Consider the following 25,579-nt stretch of genomic DNA (forward strand, 5'->3'; position numbering starts at 1 on the left):
GACGCTGTCTTCCACCAACTCTATTAGCCAAAAACAAACGTCAAGCAGCTCGGCTTTTATCTAGGCTCAGACATTAGGCCTTTTACCGTGGAAAACGCTGCCACCAACAGCACAAGGGTAAACGGGAAGCCTGTCGACACCGCCATGGCTTGCAACGCCACCAAACCACCGCCCACTATAAGTGATATTGCAACCAAACCTTCAAATAAGCACCAGAATACCCGCTGAGGGGTAGGAGCATCTACCTTGCCACCGGCTGAAATAACATCAATCACCAAGGACCCCGAATCAGACGAGGTAACAAAGAACACAATCACCAACACAATAGCGATAAAGGAGGTGATGCCAGACAAGGGTAGCGCATCAAGCATGCTGAATAATTGTAGTGGCAATTCCGCCTCGACAACTTGCTGATAGCCATCCACCACAACTTGCTTAATGGCTGTACCGCCAAATGCGGTCATCCAAAACACGCAGGCAAAAGACGGAATCAACAGTACCGAAATAATAAACTCCCGCACTGTGCGACCGCGCGAGACGCGCGCAATGAACATCCCAACAAACGGACTCCAAGATATCCACCAAGCCCAATAAAACGCCGTCCAACCGGAGGCAAAATTACTGTCTTCGCGCCCTACTGGATTAGCTAGCGCAGGCAAATAGCTCAGATACGCAGCAAGATTTTCAAAAAAGCCAGTAACAATTAATAAGGTCGGCCCCACAATCACCACAAAAACCAATAGCAGCAGTGCCAGCACCATATTTATTTCAGATAATCTTTTAACACCGGCATCCAAGCCCTTCACTACCGAAATCAGCGCCAGCGAGGTGATCCCGATAACCAGCAGAATCTCGGTGGTTCCACCTAGGGGAACTCCAAACAAGTAGTGCAGGCCCGCGGCGGCTTGCGACGCCCCCAAACCGAGGGATGTCGCCAAACCAAACAGCGTAGCCAGTACCGCTAAAATATCGATGATATGTCCGGGCCAGCCCCACACGCGCTCACCTAAAAGGGGATAAAACACCGAGCGTATCGTCAGCGGCAAACCTTTATTAAACGAGAATAACGCCAGCCCTAAGGCCATCAGCGCGTATATAGCCCAAGGGTGCATCCCCCAGTGATAAATAGTCGCTGCCATCCCTAAACGCCGCGAGGCCTCAGCATCACCCACCGCACCACCCAATGGTGCCCAGTCAGTGCGCACACCATTCTCCGAGACTGTTCCTGCGAAGGACGTAGAAAAATGTGTAAGCGGCTCAGACACACCATAAAACATTAAGCCAATGCCCATACCTGCGGCAAACAACATCGAAAACCAGCCCAAATAGCTGTAGTCCGGCGTTGCCTCGGTACCGCCGAGACGTACTCTGCCCAAGGGAGAAATCACAAGCCCAATACAAATCAGCACAAAAATATTCGCGGCACTAATGAAAAACCAGTCCAGATTTGTTGTTAACCAGCCACGAACCCCGCTAAACAAGGGCTCGGCTTGCGCCTGAAAAGTGAGCGTAAGTGCAACAAACGCAATAACCGCAAATGCGGAGATCGCAAATACCCTGTTGTGAATATCCAAGCCAAACGGCCCAACATTTATCAAGACATTATCTTGGCCTACTTGATAATCGGTATCTATTGGCGTGACCTGGCCGTCGGGGATCATAGGATCCTTTATGTCTGTCATTAGACCTCCTTGGTGAGTGTATTTTTTACAGCGCGGCGCGCTGAGCTGGCTTAAAAGTAATAGCCAATATTGATATTAAATCGATGTTCAAAATCGCTGCTATCACCTGCTGCACTGCCACCTACAAAAGGCTGGTTCTTTGCGTACACCCAGTCAAAATAGGTGAACAAACCACCAGCGGCGACCGACACACCGGTGATATTCATCACGGTATTCGCCGTGTTGTCAGATTTATCGTAAACAACACCGTAGTTGTTATAGAACTGAAGGGCTGTCACCGCCCCAAAGTTCACCGCGAGATCGTAGGCGAGATTAAAGGTGCTTGACGTCGCCTCGGCGGCGATAGAGTCATAAAATGAATAGGCCCCAACCGCAATCCGATCGACCTGATCAATATCATAGTGGTAATTGCTGTGCTGGAACTGTGCATGCCAGTTTTCATATCGGCTACTCGCATGCAGTGCCCACGCTTGGTAATCACCCGCTCTGCTGTTACCGTCGTGCAAACCGCCACTCAGGGCAGATACCCCGACTTCGGTATCAAAACCGCCCTGACTGAAATGATAGGCAAAACGACCACTAAAGGTGTTGTATTCACCTAAAGGCTGAGTCGGGTCATCGTAAATCCCCTCGCCTGCCGCCCGAGCGCCAACAATATCGTAGGAATAGCGGTCGGAGCGATTGTCTACGTAACCGTCCACCCCGCCCAGCTCATCATTTTTAAAGAAGGCTAAATCCAGTTGCCAGTTATCAGCAACACTGCGTTTAAACACGACACCCAGGTCAAAATCGTCTTCCAAACCTAGGTAGTAATTGGCGCTGAAAAAGTAATTATGCGAATTGTAAGGGCTATTTCCAAACGGCACCTTTGCAACCCCGGCCTGCACTTGCCAGTTTTTGCTAAATTGATATCCTACATAGGCGTATTTAATCGCGGTCATGTAGTCGAAGAAACGAATTTCACCATTTAAAGAAACATCGCCGACGACACCGGTGAAATTCACTCTAAAGATGTCGAAGTCAAAATCCCCACTCCGATCTTTATTGCCCTCATTGTAAGACGTATAACTGAAATTAGTACGAACCGCCCCGCCTACGGTAATGCCATCTTCAGACTTAGCCTGCACCGGCTCGTCGACATATCCTGCCTCCTCGCCTATGGCTTCCGAGTTTGATGCCACATCCGCCGTTGCCGCGTCTACTTGCTGTTGCAACTCGGTTAGTTTGCTTTGAAGTTCAGAAATTTGCTGCTGGAGTTTAGCGAGTTCAGATGCCGACATATCAACGGTTTGCGCATATATCGGGTTAGAAATTACCGTGGCGGCGACCAACGATGCGAGCAAATTTTTATTCATTATTATTTCCCGTTATGCCAATTTGGACAAAATCGCCCCTACCGCAATTGATACTACGCATGACAAAAGTGAAGCATCTATAGACGCATAGATCAACCTTAAGAGCTAAATGAAACAAATTAGCTAGCGGCAATGGCGACAAAAAATGTCTATTTCTCGACAAAATCATCGAATCTCGCCAGTATTTGGGCAGGGAATAAAACGACACATAGTTTACGTTATTACAGAAAACAACTTAGAAAAAGATGATATTCATCGATTATTGACTAGCCAAAATTAACTTTTTATCTGCACATTTAATTTAAAAATGTGCTAACAAGCAGACATTTAAATCATTTTTTAAAAATTATTCTAATAAAAATTCAGTTTTTAAAACTCTCGCTATCGGGCGAATAGCGAGAGTCAGAAACAATCAGTCATCGTCACCGCTCATCATTCGCGAATAATTTCTCTGCCTACCCCCCTTTCTACCCACTGAGCAAACTGTAGTAAACTCAGCAACAAACGCCCACATACCCAACACCAAGGACCCCAAATTGAAAAGTAAGCTTCCCCATGTTGGCACCACCATATTTTCCCTTATGTCGGCCATGGCCAATGAGTGCAAGGCCATCAATCTGTCGCAGGGCTTTCCCGACTTTACCCCCAGTGAATACCTGCTAGACCAGCTTAGCTTTCACGCCCACAGCGGCAAAAACCAATATGCGCCCATGAACGGCATACCCGAGTTGCGGCAGGCCATCGCCACCCTCACCCAGGAATGCTACGGCAGAGCGATACACCCAGACACCGAAATCACCCTCGCCTCTGGCGCCACCGAGGCCCTATTCGTCGCCATTCAAGCAGTCGTGAACCCCGGCGACGAAGTGATTCTGCTCGACCCTGCCTACGATAGTTACGCACCGGCGGTAACCCTGGCAGGCGGCCACTGCAAGCACATCGCGCTGCTGCCACCGAACTACCAAGCCGACTGGCAGCAAATAGAAGCCGCCGTGTCACCCAAGACTCGGCTGATCATCGTCAACAGCCCCCACAACCCCACCGCCACGGTATTCAGCGACGGTGATTGGCAGGCACTCGCGAGTTTGGCTGCAAAACACGATCTGTACGTGATCAGTGACGAAGTCTATGAGCACATCGTCTTCGACCAAAACCGCAACAGCGCTCACTGCTACCCAGCCCTGCGCGACCGCACTTTTGTAATTTCATCCTTTGGCAAAACCTTTCACGCCACCGGCTGGAAGCTAGGCTACTGCATTGCCCCTCCAATGCTTAGTACCGAGTTTCGTAAAATTCACCAGTTCGTGACCTTCACCAGTTTCACACCGGCGCAATACGCGGTGGCGGATATGCTTAACGAACACAGCGACCAGGTTCACGGCCTAGGGGATTTTTATCGCGACAAGCGCGACTGCTTTGTGAATGCAATGCAGCGGTCACGCTTTACTATGCTGCCCAGCGCAGGCACTTATTTTGCGCTAGCCGAATACAGTGCGATCAGCGATAAAAACGACGTCGACTTTTGCGAAGAGCTAACCCGCAAACACGGCGTTGCCGCTATCCCGCTGTCGGTATTTTATAAAACGCCACCAAATAGCCGCATCATCCGCTTCTGTTTTGCCAAGCGCGAACAAACGCTGTTAGATGCCGCCGCTAAACTCTGCGTCCTGTAATTACACCTTTTTAAGAAGTCCCACTACGATGAAAATAGCCGCGCTACAATCCACACTCTTTTGGCAAGACCGAGACGCCAACCTCGCCTACTTCAGTGACCTGATAAAAAATATTGGCGCTGCTGACGTCGTGGTCTTACCCGAAATGTTTACCACCGGCTTTTCTATGGCACCGGAACACATTGCCGAACCCGCCGATGGCCCGACGTTGCACTGGCTGCGCGACATGGCTCAGCAACACCACATAGCCATTTGCGGCTCCGTCGCCGTTCAAGAAAATAACAAGTACTTCAACCGCTTTTACTGGGTAAGCCCAGAAGGCGAAAGCCACTACGACAAACACCATCTATTCCGCATGGCCGGAGAACACAAACACTACGCGGCGGGCATGGAGCGCAAAATTGTCGAATACCAAGGTGTTAGAATCTGCCTGCAAGTCTGCTACGACCTGCGCTTTCCCGTGTACTGCCGCAACCGCAACGACTACGACTTACTGATCTTTGTCGCCAACTGGCCAGAGGCCCGCCGCCACGCCTGGTCGTCACTCCTCACCGCAAGAGCGATTGAAAACCAAAGCTACGTTATTGGGGTAAACCGCGTAGGCGAAGACGGCAATGGTATACACTACAGCGGCGACAGCGTCATCTTAGATTATTTAGGCCAGCCAGTGGCACACGCCGCCGCCAACACGCCCGCCATACTCAGCGCAGAAATATCACTGGCTGATTTGCAGGCCTTTAGGGAAACGTTTCCGGCGCATTTGGATGCAGATGGGTTTGAATTGAAGTGAGGGAATTGACCAGAAATATACTTGGCCAAGCTTTTTGCTAGAAGTACAAAAATCAATCTCCGTGCTTTAAAACAAGCGGGCCATATTTAAATGTAGCAATAGTCGCCAACAGGCAATTAATTACAGCAAATACAGAAACCTATATAACCCGCACGAAGCCCAACGACTGGAAGTCCCACCAAGATGTGAGTGAAGCGGCATAAACATCTGTGGCATTTCCATCTTCGTTACTTAACATATTCATTGAGCCATACTTCGATGATTTTAATTCTGTCCAAATCTAGAAGGGTCGTTACAGTTCCGCCAGATTAAAAAATTACCTGTCTAGGCGGGGTCAATACCCCCCCACCTAGGCTCAAACGCTTTGCCTAAGCCGACGCCAGCCCACCACAACTCCCAGTAAGGACAGGCTGAAACCGCCCAAGGAGAAGCAGATTACTGCAATATCCCAAAGTGGTCGACGCTCCCACAACCAAAGAATATCCCAGGAGTGCAAGCCGTTATACAACCAACGGTATACACGGTTTACCGACGTACTTTTCTCGAGCAACTCGCCGCTTGTACTATCAATGTGAAACCACGTGTTGTCGTCGTCGCCAAAGATCACGCGCAATATTGGCAGTGGTTTTCCGCCGCGCTCTGGGTGACGACTGAAGTAGTAATTATCGTAGTTCTTCATAAGATCAATATTGATAATGTCTTCTTCAGGCAGGAGTTTGCGTGCAAGTCTCTTTAGCACATCGACATCCGCTATAAACTCTTCCCCGGTCAACGCGTCTAGTTGTTGCTGTCGGCCATTTCTGTTCACAATGCGGTATAAGGCGCGACCATTGAAATGAACAAGCTCCGCCGAAATCGCTGTTTTTGGGAAACGTGGCGAGAGTAAAGGAAAGGCATCAACTAATACCGGTTGTTCAGTGCCCGTGAACAATTGTCGCTGCTCGGAGTTTGGTGACCGCGAAGGGTTATATTTTCCTGGATTTATCGACAGTAAACCGCTGAACACCCACGTCAGTGTGACTACGCCAAACAAGACGCCAGTAATATAGTGCCAGCGCATTATCCCTTTATATGGAATCGCAGGTTTACCGGGTTTAGGTTTGCGCTTCCAACGCAACCATCCTATCCACAAGCCAGTAATCGATAACAGCACACCTAGAGAAGCTACTATATCCACTACCCAGGCCCACGCGTTTGGAAATTTGCGTAATACGGTGGGATATAACCAATGCGTTACTGCGGCAAAATAATTCAATACACGTTCGTTTTTACTGCTGTCTCTAACAACTTCAGCGGTGGTAGAAGAAACATACAATTCCGTACGTTTATCGTCCTCAAGGGCAAAATGCAGCAATGGTCGATGGGCATTCAAACTCGATGACAAGGTCCATTGATCAGTTTGCACCATCCCCAAAAAATGTACTTGAGGAGAAATGCTATTGCCATGCAATCGCGAATAGAAATTTTGTGATACTCGTTCGCCTAACGTGCTATTGGCAATTTCGAGAATCTCGCCATTGTCGGCAAAGACACCGCGTGACCGTGCAGTGCCAAGCGCTTTTACATAGTACACTGGGCGCCCCAGTAACATCGCTAATCGTACACGCTCAGCAATAATCGGCACCGCTGGGCTGGCGCTAGGTGAACACAGGATTTCCCGCAGAGTCGCGTTACACTCATAATCTGCAGCGCTAAGCTTTGCTACGGCCTCAGCAGCATTAATACCGGCGGTAGAAAAATTGAGAGCTTGAGCGCCAGACAAGCGCTCTTGCTTGTCTAGCTGCGGATATTCTACGTACATCATGAATATACCGCTGACAAACCAGGCTGCAAAAAATAAACATAAAACAATACCCAGCCAGCGGTGCAGCAGAAATATTTGGCGCTTCCACCACTTCCACTGCAACGGTCCCATCCGGCGTGTGCGCTTAACACTCATCGGTCTGCAAACCGATAATGCACGCTGAGTTCCACACTGCGAGGATCAGCGAAGCGTTGCGTTAGCCCGCCAGCTGATGCCCACGGCGCGTAGACTTCATCACTTATATTACGGCCACGAAGCGTTACGGTATATTGGTTCCAGTAGTAACTAAGGCCAGCGTCAATCGTTATATAGGCATCTAACTGAATACCATTATTGTTGTTGGCTTCGCGCTCACCGACATAGCGCACACCACTATTAAACTGCCAGTTTCCTTGTTGTTTGTTAACATATAAGCCCGCAACCCACTCCGCGACATTTGGCGGTGTATTGCCGCTTCGCGACACCACCGTATCACCTCTATTTTCGTTAAACTCGTCGTACTCAGCTTTCCAGTTCCATGCTAAATTAGCGTCTATACGCCATGCTGAAGGCAGTTTCCAGGAACTCGCTAATTCAACGCCCTGCGAAACCTGCGATCCGATTTGCGAATTAAGCCGCACACCATCAACGATGTCAGAGGTGAGAATGTCATTTTTTTCGATGTCGAAGAATGCCAGCGTCACATCCAAATTACCGCCTTGTAGACTTGCCTTGGCGCCGACTTCAAATTGCTCGCCTTTTTGTAAACTGAATTCATCGTTACTGGCGCTCAAACTAACTAATTGTGATACCGGTTGCGCTGCACGACTATAGCTAGCGTAAAGATTCACATCAGGACTTAGGCTATATACCGAGCCAATACGTCCAGTTAGCGGATAATAGGTTTTCTTGTATTTGTCGATGCCGACATAAGACTTTCGCTCAAGCTCAATGGCGTCGTAACGCAAACCACCGATCAACTTAATTTTTTCGCTAAGGTCCAGGATATCTTCAATATAAAATGCGCTAGTTTGAGTAATAATTTTGGTCGTTCTTTGCGGTGAGACATCGGGGCCATAACCGCGATCAAAATTGTAGAGCGGCACACTGGCTGGATCGGGTGAGTTGGTATAGCTCTGTCCGCTATTTCGATTTTGGTTATTGTGGTCATACAAAGTACCAATAACGAATTGGTTTTCGCGCCCCAACCACTCTCCGTTCCAGCGGAAGTCGAGTCGATTACCGACTTGCGTGTCGTCACGATAAATAAGAAAAAAGCTGCTTCTGTCGATCATTTCTGTGACGGGATTCCAAACCGTTTTTTCAGTATTTCGCCAATCCAATTTTTGGGTGGCCAGATACATTTCATTGCGAAGTTCCCAGTTATCGCTCAGCGTGATTTCGCTGATCAAGCGGCCATAGCCGTTTTCGGCACGGGCGAAATTATCGAGATTATTGTAGTTATTACGTTGAATTCCCTTTGGTACTCGCGCATTAACTAAACGGTCGGTGCCGGTATTTGCAGGCCGCACCTCTGTGACTCCATTCTCATTCACTACCGCGTCATAAATTACCGGTGTGCCGTAGTAGCTTTCCACATCGTCTTCAAAATAGCTGCCGCTTAGCGTGAATCGAACTGCTTCCATGGGCGCCCACAAAAGACTTGCGCCATAGGCGTCGTAGCTAGAATCACTGCCGTGCACATAACCACCACTGCTATTGCGAGAGACATCAGCGCGATAGTAAAGATTCTCAACCGCTGAAGGACCGCCAACGCCAATCGCTGTGCGGTAGCTATCCCAAGAACCAGCGCTAATGAGTGCTTCACCACTAAAGGTCTCGGTCGGCATTTTGCTCACGTAGTTAATTGCGCCACCGACGGCCCCTTCGCCATGCAACAGCGAGGCCGGACCTTTAAGCACCTCAACTCGATCAAACATAAAACTATCGAGTGGGCGAGCTGATTGAGAGTTTGTATTTTGACGTACGCCGTCGCGCAAAATAGTGATGTCGTTGCTGGTAAATCCGCGCGTGGAATAGCCGGGAATTGATCCAACACCCGTGCCACCCATCATGCCGACAGCTGATTCTACCGCCTCCATCGTGGTGCGAGCACCGAGCTTTTGGATCATCTCTTGACTTATCACCGACACACTAGCAGGTAGTTCACGCAGAGGTATGTTAAGTCGCGAGCCGGTTTCAGCGGCCTTGTCTAGTGCAAGCGATGTTTGATATCGATTACCAGTAACGAGTATGTGTTCGGTAAGCTGATATTTTTCATTGGACGATAGTTCATCCGCGGCAAAAGCGGGTAACACAGAACATATTGCAGGAATAATAAGGAGATATTTCATTGGCAATCCTCAAAAGCCCAACCCCGGGCATATGGAAATAAGAGGCGCGGTGAATCCGCCAAAAATATTTTTGGCGTTTAGCGCATCAATAACATTCCACAAAGGATAAATAGGCAGGACAGAGTCGGGCATCCGCACGACCAGCACCAGCACAACCACCCTCCGTGGTTTTTTTGCTTAACAGCGGGCCGGTCTCCGGACTCATGAGGCATTAACAAAACCGCCTTCCCATGCTGAAATCAGCACAGTGGCTAAATGGTTTTGTATTAGAGCCACAAAATACGTGACTCGCTCATTTACCGTTGCGGGGGCAGTGTTGGCTTGGCATCTGCAAAACAGAATACGCACCAACTTCCCGATTAATCCCGAACCAGAAAGGTTGCGGGAACCCGTTGTTCATAATCTACTATCAGACTTTAGCAACGCGGCGGAATCTACCGTTTTTTATAATACCCGTCAAATACAAGGCGTGATTAATTGTCGTTTTATGCTGCAAAAAATTGCTGTTGACGACGGCAACGCCCAACACAAGGTTAATGCGTAACTTGACTCCCCGCCGCCACAAGGTATGCTTTGCGCCGATGTTTCAGGTGCCCGCGTGTGTTTCTGCACACAGAGGTGAAACGGGAAACAGGTGCGCGCTGCTAAACAGCATTGCAATGCCTGTACTGCCCCCGCAACGGTAAGCAGAGAAGATCTTTCCGCTGGCTTTCACACAAGCTGGCAGCCACTGCGTTTTACGTGGGAAGGCGAAATGATCGCGCTGATGTGTCAGCACTTTGTGAGTCCGGAGACCGGCCTGAAATAACAGGATAATGCGCGACGGGGTGTCGACGCTTGCTTCAGCCGTGGCTGACGCCTGCTATTCCCGCGCTTATCAGTTAATCACCTTATTAGTCGTATGCGGGCGAGCTACGGCGGGAAGCATTTTAATGTCTAGTATTTTATCGGCCACTCATTTCCGCAGCCACGGGAATAGAAAAACCATTTCATCTTCTTTCATTTTTTTGCTGATAGCACTACTCAGTTTTATCTGCGCGGGCAATAGCCATGCAGCAACAGCCACCACCTTAACGGCCATAGTGTCTGATCGATCTGCGCCAACGCTTATCGCCGGTGCCCATCAAGTCATTCAACACAATAACAATATTCAGATCCGCATCCGCACAGTTAGCCAAGTGATTGCGATGGAAGACGAGGAACTACAGAACCTCATCGCCAGCAGCCAAACCTTGTTGATGATTGCGGTATTTGGCGAATCGGTAGATCGACTACTAAACCAACGCTTCCCCACTACTCAGCTGCGCACGGTATTACATAGCGACCGCAAATTGATGGCGCTGCAACGGGATCGCCACGGGGATATTTTTGCCAAAGAGATGCCGGAAGAGATCGTCGGCGACCGCGATAGTGTCACCACCGGCGATGCTCTCGCCGCCAAACAAAAAGCAGCACCGCGCTATGCGGACTGGCTGCAGGCCCGCTCTTATTGGGTTAACCGCTCGGTAGACAACACCGCTAAATTATTTAATTTTATACTCAGTGCAGGCAGGCAAGCCGAGCCCGCTACTGAGGTTGCGCCCCTTCGATTTGCGACTTATAAAAACGATGCCGCTAATTGGCTGAGCGCTGACGAACTCAGCAAGACCTTAAAACCGATGCGCCGTACCCTATGGATTCTCGACCACGACGGTGGCGACATTTCTGGCGACTGGGATTTACACGAGCAACTCTGCCAGACCAAGCACTGGCAGTGCGTGTCGATTTTAGCCGGCTGGGGTGAGCCAAGTGTGAATGCCGTTAAAACGATTCACCGCATTATGCGCGGCCCCTTAGCGGGCACGCCGGCGGCGATTGTCACCATACAAGATTTTGTGATTGGTGGCGGTGAGGGGCGCGAGACCGTCACCCAATTACTCAGCGAATTAAACCTGCCGGTATTAAAAGCCATTCGCCTCAGCGAATGGTCAGAGGCCGAGTGGGACTTATCGCCAGAGGGTATTCCCCGGGATTCTGTGCACTACCGCGTGGCCATGCCCGAACTGCAGGGCGTGTCGCAACCCCAAGTGTTAGCACTGGCGGAACCCACAGGAATCGACCCGCTAACGGGTGGCAGTGTGTATCGCAGTAAACCCCTAGCTAATGAAGTAAAACGCCAAACCCAGCGCTTGGCGCGCTGGATGAGTTTGCAAGAAAAAGCCAATGCCGACAAACGCATTGGCGTGGTGTATTACAACCACCCACCGGGTCGCCACAATATTGGTGCCGACAATCTCAATGTGCCAGACAGCTTATTAGAGATGCTGCGCGCTCTAAAAGCGGCAGGCTATAAAACCGGCCCACTACCCAAAGACGCCGAGGGCTTATTAGACCTATTGCAAGCAAAGGGCGTGAACCTGCCCGATGACCGCGCTGCGCTGTCGGCCATGGCTGAGCAAATCAATACCATTAGCGCCAAGGATTATCAGATCTGGTTCGCTACTCTGCCAAAGGTTGTTCAAGCTGAAATGGTGAACGGCCCGCTGGGCGAACTGCAAGTGTGGTTGCAAGAACAAGTTGACGCCGCATCCGCCTTAGGGTCGGTGACCGAGCGCCAGTCGCGCTTGGCCTTAATCAGCGCCCGCATGAGCAACACCATCAGCGATTTACAGCACGCCCTCGACGGGGTCCGCGACGCAGGCCGTGCAAGAGCCTTAGACCTGCTGGCGCAAACCGAAGCCGAATATAAAGCCGTCATTAGCCGTGCCAGCACAGAAGGTGGCAGCCCAGACTGGCGAGCCAGCCAAGCCCTGGTGAAGGCGTCAATCAATATGGGCATTGAAGGTATTCGCGGTTGGGGCGACGCGCCGGGCCGAGTGATGGTATGGCAGGATAAAATGCTGATTCCCGGCGTGCAATTCGGCAATGTGTTTTTAGGCCCGCAACCGCCGCGGGGCTGGGAAATTAATGAAGAATTGCTGCACGCCAATTTATCCTTTCCGCCGCCGCATCAATATCTGGGCTTTTATCATTATTTAAAAGATATATTCAAAGCCGATGCACTGGTGCACGTGGGTCGTCATTCCACCTATGAATTTCTGCCAAAACGCAGTGTGGGTCTAAGCGAAAACGACTACCCCAGCATTGCGGTTGGCGATTTACCCAGCGTTTACCCGTATATCGTCGATGGCGTGGGCGAAGGCATACAAGCCAAAAGGCGCGGCCTTGCGGTCATGGTCGATCACCTTACCCCGCCATTGGCCGCCACCGAGTTGTACGACGCGCTACTGGAAATACGTCAGCTAATTGAAAGCGCCGAAGCGGCGAGCGACGCCGAGACCCGCGCCCGCGCCGTAAAAGCCCTACGTGAAAAAATAGACGAAACCAATTTGCGCGACGAACTCATCGCCAGCATGGACGAAGAACTGCAAGTACGCGGTATTGGTTTTGAAGAGACCGACGACGCGTTTCTGCTACATGAAGTTGGCCACTACCTAACCAAACTGCAAGAGAGCTTTATGCCGCTGGGGCTGCACGTGTTTGGTCGCGACTGGCAACGTGAAGCGGTCGACACCATGATTGCGTCGATGCTACAGGGCGACAACAACGGCAACACCCAAGAGAGTAACCAACGTGAAGCCGACTGGCGCAAAAAATTAATCGTCTCTCCTGCTGCCGAAATGAGCGCTCTGCTCAACGGCCTGAATGGCCGCTTTGTGGCACCAGGCAAGGGCAATGACCCCATTCGCACACCGGAGTCTCTCCCCACCGGTCGTAATTTTTATGCGCTAGATGGCAGCTTGTTGCCGACCCGCGTCGGCTTTGATGTGGGCAATGCGCTGGCCGCCAAAATACTGAGCGGCGAATCTGGGGTTGCCATCGCCAATGTCGACACCAGCAATAATAAACAGGGCATTATTTTATGGGCCTCTGACGCGGTGCGCGACGAAGGCGCTATGATTGCCTTTGGTATGAAACTGCTGGGTGTAAAACCGATATGGAATAGTCGCGGCATAATTAAAGGATTAGAGCGCATACCGCTTGGCCCAGATCAGCCCGCACGCCTAGATGTGTTATTCACGACCTCTGGTCTATTCAGAGACCTCTACGGTGAACATTTATTACTGCTCGATAAAGCGGGCTTAATGGCACTGGATGCCAGCCGCGACCTTATCAACCACGACTACCCCGCGCTAAGCCTTGCCCTACGTGAGGCCCTCGCCCCACTCGGCACCGATGAACAGGGCGGTAAAGAGCCGCTAGAGCAAAACCAATTTGCCAACAATTGGGTAAACGAAGCCCGCGAATTATTGGCGGCCAACCCCACCATAGAGGCCAAAGAACTTGGTCGCCAAGCCAGCTTGCGGGTATTTGGTATTGCTCCCGGCGCCTACGGTGCGGGTATTAACCGCTTAGTAGAGCGCAGTGGCGCGTGGCAAGATCGCAGCGAATTGGCTGAGGTATTTATTAAACGTATGGGTCACGCCTACGGTGCGGGCATGCAGGGCGAATCCGCCCAAGACGTGTTTGAACGCCAGCTCAAAGGCGTATCGCAAACCTTCTTGGGTCGGGCCAGCAACCTCTACGGCTTGATCGACAATAACGATGCCTTCGACTATTTGGGCGGCTTTAATTTGGCGGTAGAAACCGTGAGCAGTAAGATTCCCGCCAGCGCCGTCATCAATCACGCCGATAATCGCAATCTGCAAATAGACGCGCTCCACGACGCCCTGCTCTCAGAGCTGCGCGGCCGCTTCTTTAATCCGCAATGGATTAAACCGCTGATGAACGAAGGCTATTCCGGCGCACGCACCATGGGCAGCGAGTTTATTGAATATTTGTGGGGTTGGCAGGTGACAAGCCCAGAGATTATCAATGACCGCGTGTGGGAAGAAGTAAAAGCGGTTTACATAGACGACGCCCAAGACCTTGGGCTGAATGAGTTTTTAGCCAACGACAATAACCGCTATGTGCAAAGCAATATTTTAGCGGTGATGTTGGTTGCCATCGACAAAGGATTTTGGAACGCCGACGCCGACACCACCAAGCAATTGGCGGAGCAATTTGCCAATAATATTATCGAGCACGGCAACCCAGGCAGCGGTCACACCCACGCTCGCCACCCAATGTATGACTTGGTGAAATCCCAACTCTCTGCCGAGAAAGCCGCGCAACTAGAGTCCGTGTTAGCGAAAAGCCGCATGGCCGACGCAGACATCAATGCCACGAACAGTAGCGATGTGTCGCCAACTCATATACAAGAAATTTCGCTAGCCGCTGACGCAGCCGAGCAAGCTGCATCGCAAAACAGTTCAGCCGAAAGTAGTGATGCTGACAGCAGTGAAAATTCCAGACAGACAGACGTATCAAACTATCTGCCCTGGCTAATCGGACTTGGCGTACTGATTTTGCTCGGTGGTTTATGGCGTGGTCGCCACACTGGTAATAAGTAACGAGAACGGAGAGTAATTCATGTTTTCAGGTATTTCTCTGGGCATCATGCACCAGATCACCTCGCTACTTTTAACGCCGGTGATTTGGGCCCTGCTATTTTTTGTTGGCCTCGCCATTTATGAAATAGGTATTAGCATCAGTGAGCGCTTTGGCGGTATTACTCGCCTGCGCGACACCGGCAATCGCGAGGCCTTGATGCAAGCAGGTAAACGCCGCATTGAACGGGCCGACTTTCTCACCCGCTTAGCGCCCATGTTGGGCCTGATGGGAACGCTGATCCCCCTCGGCCCTGGCTTAGCCGCCTTGGGCGAAGGCGAATTGCGAATATTAACCACCGCGATGACCGTGGCCTTTGACACCACGGTTATCGGCTTGCTGGCAGGTATGATTGGCTTTGTATTGGGTCGGCTACGCCGCCGTTGGTACGACCAAGCGATTCATCAACTGAATAGCACGGAGGCGGTTCGACATGGATAAGTGGCGAGACAGTGAGTTTTTAGAATCCGACGAAGACCCCCTCGGCCCCATGGCCAATTTGGTCGATATTATTTTGGTGTTTGCCTGTGGTTTGATTGCCGCGCTGGTATCGTTTAGCCCAGACTTACAGCAGCATTTCAGTACGGAAAAAATTAATAAAGATATTAGCCTCGGCAAAGAGCTGCCGACAGTGCCAAAAACCGTGCAAGACAAACTTCAAAACGGCGACGGCTACGAAGCACTAGGACAGGTCTATCGCGACCCAGAGACAGGCAAATTAATTTTAATTGGAGAATAAAAAACCGCAGCTCGTTTGCCACTGAGCTGCGGTCTTCTGCAAAAACACGTTTACAGGGATTGCTCTATAAACGCTTTCACCTGCTGCTGCGATGCGGCACCAGTCCGTTGAGCTACGAGCTCACCGTTGTTAAACAACAGCAAGGTCGGAATACCGCGCACATTGTAGCGCTGGGCAATCTCTGGGCTGTCATCGACGTTGAGCTTGGCGATAGCAACCGCGCCATCCAATTCCCCCGCCAAATTCTCAAGCACCGGGTTCATCATCTTACATGGGCCGCACCACTCCGCCCAAAAGTCTACCAACACAGGGCCACTGCTGATCGCCTCGTTAAAGTTCTGTTCCTGAAGTTTCTGAATTAACGACATATCACTTCTCCTGTTCGTTTTAAGTCATTCGTTTACGGGAGTCACTATGAGCGCCAGCTGACATGATTAAAAATTGTTCGTAGATATAGCAATCATCATAAATTATGATGAATTAACATACACATTTTCATACCGAGCGCAGAAACGATGAAGAGCCAAGAACTCACCCTGCTGCAAGTCTTCGACGCCATCATGACCGAAGGCTCGGTAACCCGCGCCGGTCAGCGTTTAGCGATGTCGCAGCCAGCGGTGTCGAATGCCATTGCCCGTATGCGGGATATTTGGAAGGACCCCGTGTTTGTTAAAAAGGGCCGTCAGATTGAACCCACCGCCTTTGCGCAAAGTTTGTGGGCGCAGGTGCGCGACCCGATTCAACAACTGTCGTCGGCGCTTGAATCACGGGGTTTTGATCCCGCTCAGTCGCACCGCCAGTTTCGCATTGCCATCGCGGATTTATCCGTCGATTTATACTGGTTACCGTTTAGCTGTCAGGTTGCCGCGCTTGCGCCGGATGTTGATCTTTATGCGGTGCCCTACACTCGCATGGGCGTCATTGAACAACTGCGCGAGGCACGCATAGATATTGGCCTTGGGCCACTCAGTCAGCACGACCGCAGCCTGCGCTCAATTCCGCTATACCAAAACACCTACAAGCTAGTGATGCGTAAAGACCATCCACTGGCAGGCAAAGCCATCACCATTGACGATTTCTTAGCGGCCAAACATCTACTGGTATCGCAATCTGGCGACCCGCGCGGCAATGTCGACCAAGCCCTGCAGCGCTTGGAAAAACGTCGGCGAGTGGCGATGACCGTCAACCATTTTTCCGCGGTACCCAAACTGTTACTCAACAGCGATTTAATCGCGGTGGTGCCACAGATGGTGGCCGGTGGCCCGCCATTCAATTCAGACCTTTGGATTACCGAACCACCTCTGGATATTGAAGCTAGCCCCGTGTACCTGGTATGGCACACCCGTCTAGATCGAGATTTAGGCTTAATTTGGCTGCGAAATTTACTGGAAAAAGTCGTTCAAGAAGAGTGGGCAAAATGCAGCCACTGCGCAGCAGAATAAGGGCTTGAATGACTGAACCGACAAGAATAAAAAAGAGCTAATCAGCCATATCAAAAAACACAGCATGACTTAGTAGTATAAGGTGCTATTGTGGCTGTTGAACAAAAACACCATTTACACACCTAACACTGTGTAACGTTTAGCGATTCTAAAAATAGAGGTGACACAATGGATGCACAGGGATTGATTATTTTCTTAGCGATTGGCGCCCTAGCCGGTTGGTTAGCCGGCAAAATCATGAAAGGCGGTGGCTTTGGCCTGATCGGCAATATTATTGTCGGTGTGGTCGGCGCGGTTGTCGGCGGCTATGTATTTAGCTTTTTCGGCATTGCAGCTGGCGGCTTGATCGGCTCCATCGCCACCTCCACCGCCGGCGCTATTATTTTAATTTACATTATTCGGCTTATTAAAAGCGCTTAACTAGCGATTCACAACCGAAGAGGAGTACTCGTTAGCAACGGACATTTTCAATGTCTGAAAGAGTACTCCCCAGCTCCGTTTTTAACTATTTCTACACACCGAAATGTCTCAGCGTCAGCTCACTATCTCAACTGATTCCTCACAGTCGCTGTTAACCCTTACTTTCTCCTTAATGCATCGCACTAGGAATTCAGCATCTCTCGCTACGCCAGAGAACCGTCCCGACCCCCAAGTATGAAGCCAAGGCAAACCAATAAAGTACAATCCAGCTTGCGAACTCACTCCACGCTTATGGACAGGATGCCCCATGCCGTTAAAGACCGGCGCATCTAACCACCCAAAATCTGGCCGGTAACCAATACACCAAATCACACTGCCGATACCGGCTTCTGCTAGATCTAACTTGTCGCGCTCGAATGCCGGCTGCCATACTGGCTGATAGGGTTCTACCGTGGGTGTCTCAATGCCCTGCTCTTCTATCCAAGTATCAATACGACTGTTGATATTGCGATAGGTGTTGTCGGCATTATCAAGATTTGCAGCGAGATTTTTTTTAAATATAAGGTTTTCTCCGTCAAAACCCGTCATCAAACCATAGAGTTCCATACCCTCCTTAGCGAAGCGACGCAGATCGATTTCGCGCCCACCATCTCGCCCTGTAACGTAGTGGTTCGTGTTGTCGCGCACCCCCTCTCTTAGCGGGTGCTGCTCAACAGATACATCGTAGTACCCCATTTCATGTAGCCATTCCACCACATCTTTACCTCGATACTGACGGGCCACTCGTGGCGCATTACCGGTGGCGAGAATTACTTTACGTCCGGCTAAATGAAGATCTTCCGCGATTTGCGCACCCGACTGCCCTGATCCAACCACAAGTACTACGCCATCGGGTAGCTGCTCAGGATTTTTATATTGTACGGAGTGCATTTGAAACAGTGTCTCGGGAAGTTTTTCTGCCATGCGCGGGATAATCGGAGCTTGATAGCCACCAGAAGCTATCACTACATGATCACACTGGTAGTTGCCGACACTTGTCGCTACATCGTAAACACCGTCGGCATTCACGGATATTCGATCAACGGTCACACCTTCACGGACCGGCGGTTTTACTTTGTCGGCAAAGCGCTGCAAGTAGTCAACAATCTCGTCCCGTTTCATAAAACCTAGCGGATCATCACCATCATAAGGGTGACCCGGCAAATCGCACTGCCAGTTTGGCGTTACTAGTGTAAACGAGTCCCAGCGCTGGCTCTTCCAGCTATGCATTAGGGACTTACGCTCAAACACAATGTGCTCAATTTTATGTTCCTGCAAGTAATGACTGACGGACAAACCCGCCTGCCCACCACCAACGATAATGACGGGGATGTGTTTAATAGACGTCGCTGAAGTACCCATGTCTGTGCCTCTAAAATGTAAGAATCGCTATGTAAATAATTTGCTTAAGGTATTACGGCGTAATGCTAATAATTTCGACGCGGCCATCGTCGTCTTGATTAAACGTCGCGGCCTTCATGTTTATGCGGCTGAGTTGATCCATGGCGCTGCTACATTGGTAGCCGTATTTGCGCTCAACTCGCGCACTGGCTTCATTCAGCGCGCTCCGCGCTCGTGTTAAGAAGTCACTCACGCTGTAACACTGTGTTTCTTTTAGGTACTCGTGCAAGACGGTGGAAGGTGAGTAACAAACATCAATACTGCCGTCCGGCCAGCGAACCTTAAAATTCAAAGCGGGCATGGATAGTCCTCCTGCTTAGTAAGGGATTTTTTAGTTTCGTCAACGCGATAAGCGCCTCGACCCAAACCCATCAACAATGACGAATTCAAATTCCAAAAGGTTTCGTATTCATCGCCGTCTCTTAGATTTAGCATGGGCTCGCGAACAATCCGGCCAATTTCCGCGGCGCAAATACCTCGGCCGCTAAACGTAGCCAATAGCTCGGGCACGTTAGCGTGATCAGTGGCAAGCAAATAACCAAAGCTGGGGAAACTACACAACCAATCTGACCAAGCCACACCGTCTGGACGAGGGATAGTATTGAGATTAATTTCAGCGCCAACACCCGAACATTCGAGCAGCATGACCGTGGTGCCAAGTAAACCTGCCTGACTTATATCCTTGGCGGCGCTAGCCAGTTGTTTGTCCGCAATCTCCGACAACAGGCTGATATCGCCGCGCAGTCGCTCAGGCGGCGCAGATGTTGCGGCGTCCCAATTTAGAAACGGCGGACGGTATTTACCGCGCAGATCAATTGCCGCGACCAATGCCTGCCCCGGACGTGCAGCAAAGCTACTTAACACATTGTTCGCATGACCAAGAATTGCCACTGCCAATTGAGTTTGATTAGCGCGCAGATTGGTGTGCCCACCAACAATCGACACACCAAATGCGTTGGCAGCATCACGCATGCCTTGCATGAGTAATTCAGCCTTGCTTCCGCCCTTGTCCCAAATGGCATTCACGATAGCGTTGGGTCGACCGCCCATCGCTGCAATATCACTAACGTTAACCATTACCCCACACCAGCCAGCAAACCAAGGATCGTGTTCGACAAACTCTTCAATAAACCCCTCTATGGCAAAAAGGGTATGGCCGTAGGGGTGAGGCAATGCCGCGGTGTCATCACCATTGGGATGCAGCCCAGTAGGTAGCGCTGGCATATAAGGCGTCAAAACACTGATATCACGTTTATGAGCAATTCCGGCGTGCCGATAAACCTGATCTAATAATTGACGAAGGCTCATAATGACGCCCCTTCAGCGCAGAAACGTGGATTTTTTGGCGCAGAAATTGATAACAAACTGGGAGCAAGTTCTGCAGTTGACGTTCGAGCACCGCGTCCGCGCACCATAAAGCCGCTGTAAGGGGTACGACACGGTGGATAAAAATCTAAATCGGCACGCATCAATGCGTGCTCTTGGCCGCGCAACACATTCGTGCCAATTCGCTGCCAATGAAGACGCGTGAACAGGCTTTCATTTTGTAACTGCACATTGGCTAAAAATAAGTTGCAGCCGAGCGCATGGGCACTGGATACCGCAAGCTTAATCAAGCTTGCGCCGAGCTGCCCTTGGCGTCTAAATTTCTTATCTACCGCTAAGCGCGAACCATACCAAACTCCCGGTGCCTCTTGGTGAATTCGCACCGTGGCCACGACTTCTTCGTGCCAACCGCAAAGACTGCCCAGTGCGACTAAATTAATCGCCCTCTGTTTGGTATTTACGTGGTCGAGCACATCGAGATCGTCGGACTCAAACAGCTGCTGTTCTTCGCAAAACACGCGACGCCGAAGTGCCTGTGCCTCGGAAATCTCCCACGCGAGACTCGCCCATTTAATCGTATAACCGCTATACGGCAATGCATGCAGTCCGCGCGGGCTATCAACTGAATGCGGCTGGGCCAACTTACTATGAAGGCTTTCCATGATGAATCCCTCAATGCTCATACTTAGACAAGGTAGAACACGCACCACAACGCCCACAGCCCGCTTTAATATCTGCGGAGCGCAAACCGGCGCGGGATAATTGCGAGGCCACGCCTTGCAATACCGACTCCATAAATTCCGCCGATGGCGTGGGATGATCCTCCAGCGGTGTGCCGCGAATAGGAACAAAAGGCACCACAAACGGGTACACCCCCAAGTCAATTAACTGCTCACAGCAATCTAAAATTGCCTGCTCGCTGTCGCCAAGACCTGCCAAAATATAGGTGCTTACCTGTCCTCGTCCGAATACCTCTACCGCGTCGGCAAAGGCTTGCATATAAACCTCTAGCGTCAGCTCAGCCTTGCCGGGCATCAGCTCATCTCTCAGCGCTGGCGTCACCACTTCTAAGTGCATGCCCAGCGCATCAATGCCCGCGTCTTTCATTCGCTGATACCAGATTGGATCCCGAGGGGGTTCACACTGACCTTGGATTGGCAGCGCCACTGCCGCTTTGACGGCGCGCGCACTGTCACAGAGAACCGCTGCACCCCGATCCGCTGTCGCCGGAGTACCGGTGGTCATAACCATGTGCTGAATACCATCAAGCTCGACCGCCGCCTTAGCAACTTCTGCCAACTGCTCTGGCGTTTTGTGGGCGATCGTTCGACCAGCTCTCAGCGACTGACCAATTGAGCAAAACTTGCAGGCCTTACGACGGCTTTCGTAACGGATACACGTTTGCAATACCGTCGTCGCAAGCACGTCACGACTGTGTAAAGTAGCAATTTGGGAATACGGTATACCGTCCGCGGTGTGAAGATCGTAAAAGCGCGGATTATTGACGAAGGTAATGTCCGCCAAGGGAATACCGTCGTGATTCAAGGTACTTCTGCCGTCGTTATCACCCACGGAAAAAGACGAGTCCCAAGCGGCATCACTATAAATAGGCACCATCACCGTGGTATCGGCAATCGTTACCGCCTGATGATCGCTCGGTCCTGCGCCGCCTTTGCGGCGAAGCGCGCCGCCCTGCCCACCGGCAAGTCGCAAACCTTGGGTTTGTAGTTCAGTTATGAGCCGCTGTGACGCGCTGACGATTTGCTGCGTTGATTTCGCCTTCATCGCTGACTTCTCCTATGGCACTTACGGTAGTGGCGCCTGAATTAGCGCCTGACTGGGAAGCGGACTGCTCGGCAAACATCGGCCGGCTATAGCTGCTCGCATGATCATTAATTGCCAAACTGAGCAGCTCTGGACGGGCATAGTGGCCCACAGAATCCATCATCCGTTTGCGCTTGGTGATTAACCTCATATCCAAATCGGCAATAACAAGGCCTTCTCCTTCCAACAACGGCGTCGCCAAATGCACGCCCTCAGGCGAAACAATAGCGGTGTTACATCCACCGCGAAGCCCGCGCTGGAGTTTAGGATCGGAAGTAATAGATTGAATCTGGGTGTCAGTTAGCCAGCCGGTAGAATTCACCACAAAGCAGCCCGCCTCTAAAGCGTGGTGGCGAATAGTGGCCTCAATCTGGTCGGCGAATATGGGGCCAACCAAGGAGCCAGGAAATTGACTGCAATGAATTTCCTCGTGCTGTGTCATTAGCGCGTAACGCGCCAAGGGATTGTAATGCTCCCAACACGCCAAGGCGCCAACTCGGCCGACACGGGTTTCCGCTACTTTTAAACCAGAAGCATCGCCCTGCCCCCAAATCATACGCTCGTGAAACGTAGGGGTTAACTTACGACGTTTTAATAAAAGCTCACCATCTGCATCGAAAATCAGCTGCGTGTTGTACAGACTGCCGTTGTCTCGCTCATTAACACCGAGCACCACCACCATCTCTCTCGCACGGGCGCGTTCTGCAATAGCATTGGTCATTGGGCCAGGCACAACAACGGCCTCGTCATAAAGACGAAGATGCTCAGGCCCTGACGCGACCGGTGGGTAAACAAAGGAAAAATAGGGATAGTACGGAACGAAGGTCTCTGGAAACACGATGAGTTCAACGCCCTTGGCGGCCGCTTTGTCGATGGTGTCGAGAACTTTAGCCAGCGTACCTTCAGCGCTCTCCAAATCTGGAGAGAGCTGAACAGCAGCGGCGCGAATCGTTTTGTTCTGCGCCATGATATACATTCCTTACACAGTCCAAGTATCAATAATCACCGCGTTGTCACGGATGTGAAGAAGCTTCAGGTCGAGAACATCAAGAGGATTAATCGGGCGAATGCCCTCAATCAGCGAAGGCTCGCCATGCCCATAAAGTGCTTGCAAGGCAAATCGGCAAGCGAATACCTTGCCGCCTTCGGCCATGAATTTACTGAGCTGATTATTAAAGTTCAGATGCCCCGGAAACGCCTCATCGCCAATAGTGGGGAAACCCCGCTGAAGACCAAGAGTAACGCCAGGGCCATAGAGCAAAATTGATGTTTCAAACCCTTTGCGAAGCAAGCGTGTGGCCTGCAGCATATTGACGAAACCGATGGAGCCCTCGAACGCGACAGTGTGAAAGGTGACCAAGGCTTTTTGACCAGCCTCTGCTTTTACGTCTTCAAATACTTTTTCCTCGTAGTCCACAAAATAATCACCGGCCTTGTGCATTGCTTGAGTTACTTTTGGCATGACTGGGTCTCTCCATAAATTGATTCTTAAAAAAAATGATCACCGGCGGACCGCCTAATGATGCAATCAAGACATAGCAATCAAGGTGCCAATCAATTTCCCATTTAATGCGATCAATATGCAATCAAACCCAAAACACTAAATCAAAATCACGATAAATTATTTTTTTAAAGCCCCCATAAAGAAATTACAAATTGTCGCGCGCAGCAGTAATTGCACTATCTATGTGCCATTTTTTGGTAAATGCGCGCTTAGAGCGCACCGCAAATTTGCCGATTACGCGAAATGCAATCAATTTAAAAACCTGATACGATCAATTTCAATATCAGCTTTGATGGGCTAGGCAGGATTTACATGAATTTGACAGAACTTCAACGCTGGGCCAAAACCCTAACGAAAGAAAAGGGACGCCCCGCCTACTTACTCATTGCCGATCTCATCGCAGAAGATGTGGAATCCGGACGCCTACAGGCAAGAGATCGACTCCCCACCTTAAGAGACCTAGCCGCAGCCGTAGACATAAACTACACCACCGCCGCCCGCGCCTATAACGAGGCTAAACGTCGCGGACTTATCGAGTCGCACCCCGGCTCTGGTAGCTTTGTTAAGGGCAAGGCCGTATCCCTCGGCCCCGCCAAAGGCGGCTACGAGATGACAATGAACTTGCTGATCGAACCAGCCATTCCCACACTTATTGAGAAGGTTCGTGACAGTGCCATTGCAGTGCTGGCACAGCATGACCTTTACTCGCTGTTTCGCTATCAATCTTTTGGCGGCGGGCAGCGCGAACGAGAAACCGCATTAATGTGGCTAGATCGCCGCCTAGGGAATGCGCGTCTGGAAAACATACTCATCTGTCCCGGTATTCATAGCGCGCTTGTCGGTCTAATGACGCAGCTAGTATCACCCGGCCAATTGGTGTGTGTAGAAAGCCTTATCTATCCCGGTATGAAAGCAATTGCCGCACAGCTCGGGCTCACCCTCCACTCCCTTGAAAGAGACATGCACGGCCCGCTGCCTAAAGCCTTTGAGGAGGTGTGTAAAGAAGGCCGTGTGGCCGTCTTGTATTTAAATCCGACCATTCACAATCCGACCACCACCACCATTCCGCTAAGTCGACGCCAAGGCTTAGCTGACATCGCACTGCGCTACAGCATTCCCATTATTGAAGACGACGCTTACACCATGCTGTGCGACGATCCGGTAACACCCTTTGCAGACCTAGCCCCAGAGCTAAGCTACTACATCACCGGCACCGCAAAATGTTTTGGCCCCGGATTGCGCTCAGCGTTTTTACACGCCCCCGGCAAACGGCAAACACAGCGTATTTCCGGTGCGATGCGCGCGCTTTCAGTCATGTCCTCGCCACTAACCGATGCGTTGGTCAGCACGTGGATTGCGGATGGCACCGCAGACGCCATGCTAAAAGCGGTGCGCACCGAAGGCAGCGCTCGCCTAAAACTAGCCGAACACTATTTAGGAAGGAATCATATTTCGGGGGCCGCGGGAGCTTTCCACCTGTGGCTTAAATTACCCAAGGCATCCAATTGGAATCCGTCGGAACTCGCGGTTCACCTGCGCTCACTCGGTGTTAGCGCAGTTGCCAGCGCCGCATTTAGTACCGACAACAATCCCCCCGACGCTCTGCGTATCTGCTATGGCGGCCCTATCAGCCGAGACAACTGGGAGGACGGCTTGCAACAGTTGGCAGATGTGATCGAACAGCCGGCATTTTTACTTTCTAACACTCACTGATATTAACTATCGCCTATGAGCTATTGACCACGCGATAAAGAAACGCAACACAATAATAAGCGGAG

Annotated in this window: 20 protein-coding genes and 2 riboswitches; of the genes, 8 read left to right on the forward strand and 12 right to left on the reverse strand. The window is 50.8% G+C overall.

The window, feature by feature from the left end; genetic code table 11:
- Positions 1-56: 56 nt before the first annotated feature.
- Together KXJ70_RS13445 and KXJ70_RS13450 are read right to left on the reverse strand one after the other, a co-directional pair.
- The gene (locus KXJ70_RS13445) at positions 57-1,682 is read right to left on the reverse strand and encodes a BCCT family transporter (RefSeq protein ID WP_219044021.1); all 1,626 of its coding nucleotides are present in this window, start codon (positions 1,680-1,682) and stop codon (positions 57-59) included.
- A gap of 50 nt (positions 1,683-1,732) precedes the next feature.
- Positions 1,733-3,037, reverse strand: coding sequence for a porin (locus KXJ70_RS13450; protein ID WP_219044022.1), 1,305 nt, complete (start codon positions 3,035-3,037; stop codon positions 1,733-1,735).
- A 536-nt stretch (positions 3,038-3,573) separates the two neighbouring features.
- Between KXJ70_RS13450 and KXJ70_RS13455 the strand changes: the two genes are divergently transcribed.
- Positions 3,574-4,710, forward strand: a complete 1,137-nt coding sequence (locus KXJ70_RS13455; RefSeq protein WP_219044023.1) for a methionine aminotransferase — start codon at positions 3,574-3,576, stop codon at positions 4,708-4,710.
- Between the two features lie 28 nt (positions 4,711-4,738).
- On the forward strand, positions 4,739-5,500 hold the full coding sequence (locus KXJ70_RS13460) for an amidohydrolase (protein WP_219044024.1): 762 nt from the start codon (positions 4,739-4,741) through the stop codon (positions 5,498-5,500).
- Between the two features lie 355 nt (positions 5,501-5,855).
- On the opposite strand, the gene KXJ70_RS13465 is transcribed toward KXJ70_RS13460, so the two are convergent.
- Together KXJ70_RS13465 and KXJ70_RS13470 are read right to left on the reverse strand one after the other, a co-directional pair.
- Positions 5,856-7,439, reverse strand: a complete 1,584-nt coding sequence (locus tag KXJ70_RS13465; protein ID WP_219044025.1) for a PepSY domain-containing protein — start codon at positions 7,437-7,439, stop codon at positions 5,856-5,858.
- Positions 7,436-9,637 (reverse strand): TonB-dependent receptor, encoded by a 2,202-nt coding sequence (locus KXJ70_RS13470; RefSeq protein ID WP_219044026.1) that lies wholly within the window; start codon positions 9,635-9,637, stop codon positions 7,436-7,438. Before KXJ70_RS13470 ends, KXJ70_RS13465 begins: the two co-directional genes overlap by 4 nt.
- Before the next feature lie 169 nt (positions 9,638-9,806).
- Positions 9,807-10,045: riboswitch (cobalamin riboswitch) on the reverse strand.
- A gap of 163 nt (positions 10,046-10,208) precedes the next feature.
- Positions 10,209-10,454: riboswitch (cobalamin riboswitch) on the forward strand.
- Positions 10,455-10,569: 115 nt separating this feature from the next.
- Here KXJ70_RS13470 and KXJ70_RS13475 point away from each other — a divergent pair.
- The 3 genes from KXJ70_RS13475 to KXJ70_RS13485 are packed head-to-tail and all read left to right on the forward strand — an operon-like array spanning position 10,570 to position 15,845.
- Positions 10,570-15,069 carry a cobaltochelatase subunit CobN gene (locus KXJ70_RS13475; RefSeq protein WP_219044027.1) on the forward strand — a complete coding sequence of 1,500 codons (4,500 nt, stop codon included), beginning with the start codon at positions 10,570-10,572 and terminating at the stop codon, positions 15,067-15,069.
- A 19-nt stretch (positions 15,070-15,088) separates the two neighbouring features.
- A complete protein-coding gene (locus tag KXJ70_RS13480) occupies positions 15,089-15,547 on the forward strand; it encodes a MotA/TolQ/ExbB proton channel family protein (protein ID WP_255558462.1) in 459 nt (152 codons plus the stop codon).
- Positions 15,540-15,845 carry a DUF2149 domain-containing protein gene (locus tag KXJ70_RS13485; RefSeq protein ID WP_219044028.1) on the forward strand — a complete coding sequence of 102 codons (306 nt, stop codon included), beginning with the start codon at positions 15,540-15,542 and terminating at the stop codon, positions 15,843-15,845. The genes KXJ70_RS13480 and KXJ70_RS13485 overlap by 8 nt, the downstream gene beginning before the upstream one ends.
- A 50-nt stretch (positions 15,846-15,895) precedes the next feature.
- Here KXJ70_RS13485 and trxA read toward each other — a convergent pair whose 3' ends face one another.
- Positions 15,896-16,213 (reverse strand): thioredoxin, encoded by a 318-nt coding sequence (trxA, locus tag KXJ70_RS13490; RefSeq protein WP_219044029.1) that lies wholly within the window; start codon positions 16,211-16,213, stop codon positions 15,896-15,898.
- Positions 16,214-16,360: 147 nt separating this feature from the next.
- Here trxA and KXJ70_RS13495 point away from each other — a divergent pair, with 147 nt between their 5' ends.
- Positions 16,361-17,287 carry a LysR family transcriptional regulator gene (locus tag KXJ70_RS13495; protein WP_219044030.1) on the forward strand — a complete coding sequence of 309 codons (927 nt, stop codon included), beginning with the start codon at positions 16,361-16,363 and terminating at the stop codon, positions 17,285-17,287.
- Between the two features lie 168 nt (positions 17,288-17,455).
- Entirely contained in the window at positions 17,456-17,707 is a 252-nt protein-coding gene (locus tag KXJ70_RS13500) for a GlsB/YeaQ/YmgE family stress response membrane protein (protein WP_219044031.1), read from the forward strand.
- A gap of 114 nt (positions 17,708-17,821) precedes the next feature.
- Here KXJ70_RS13500 and KXJ70_RS13505 read toward each other — a convergent pair whose 3' ends face one another.
- From KXJ70_RS13505 to KXJ70_RS13535, 7 genes are read right to left on the reverse strand one after another with little or no spacing between them, the layout of a single operon-like run.
- Positions 17,822-19,108, reverse strand: coding sequence for an MSMEG_0569 family flavin-dependent oxidoreductase (locus KXJ70_RS13505; protein ID WP_219044032.1), 1,287 nt, complete (start codon positions 19,106-19,108; stop codon positions 17,822-17,824).
- Positions 19,109-19,160: 52 nt separating this feature from the next.
- Positions 19,161-19,448, reverse strand: a complete 288-nt coding sequence (locus KXJ70_RS13510) for an MSMEG_0570 family nitrogen starvation response protein (RefSeq protein WP_219044033.1) — start codon at positions 19,446-19,448, stop codon at positions 19,161-19,163.
- Positions 19,436-20,455: a sll0787 family AIR synthase-like protein gene (locus tag KXJ70_RS13515; RefSeq protein WP_219044034.1), complete on the reverse strand. Its 1,020-nt coding sequence runs from the start codon at positions 20,453-20,455 to the stop codon at positions 19,436-19,438. The genes KXJ70_RS13510 and KXJ70_RS13515 overlap by 13 nt, the downstream gene beginning before the upstream one ends.
- Positions 20,452-21,135, reverse strand: a complete 684-nt coding sequence (locus KXJ70_RS13520; RefSeq protein WP_219044035.1) for an MSMEG_0567/Sll0786 family nitrogen starvation N-acetyltransferase — start codon at positions 21,133-21,135, stop codon at positions 20,452-20,454. Before KXJ70_RS13520 ends, KXJ70_RS13515 begins: the two co-directional genes overlap by 4 nt.
- A gap of 10 nt (positions 21,136-21,145) precedes the next feature.
- A complete protein-coding gene (locus KXJ70_RS13525) occupies positions 21,146-22,258 on the reverse strand; it encodes an MSMEG_0568 family radical SAM protein (RefSeq protein WP_219044036.1) in 1,113 nt (370 codons plus the stop codon).
- Entirely contained in the window at positions 22,203-23,264 is a 1,062-nt protein-coding gene (locus KXJ70_RS13530; RefSeq protein ID WP_219044037.1) for a Nit6803 family nitrilase, read from the reverse strand. The genes KXJ70_RS13525 and KXJ70_RS13530 overlap by 56 nt, the downstream gene beginning before the upstream one ends.
- A gap of 12 nt (positions 23,265-23,276) precedes the next feature.
- Positions 23,277-23,759 (reverse strand): MSMEG_0572/Sll0783 family nitrogen starvation response protein, encoded by a 483-nt coding sequence (locus KXJ70_RS13535; protein WP_219044038.1) that lies wholly within the window; start codon positions 23,757-23,759, stop codon positions 23,277-23,279.
- A gap of 354 nt (positions 23,760-24,113) precedes the next feature.
- Between KXJ70_RS13535 and KXJ70_RS13540 the strand changes: the two genes are divergently transcribed.
- Positions 24,114-25,514, forward strand: coding sequence for an aminotransferase-like domain-containing protein (locus KXJ70_RS13540; protein WP_219044039.1), 1,401 nt, complete (start codon positions 24,114-24,116; stop codon positions 25,512-25,514).
- Positions 25,515-25,579 lie beyond the last annotated feature (65 nt).

This window comes from Zhongshania aquimaris, from assembly GCF_019312595.1.
In the GTDB taxonomy this organism is placed as follows: domain Bacteria; phylum Pseudomonadota; class Gammaproteobacteria; order Pseudomonadales; family Spongiibacteraceae; genus Spongiibacter; species Spongiibacter aquimaris.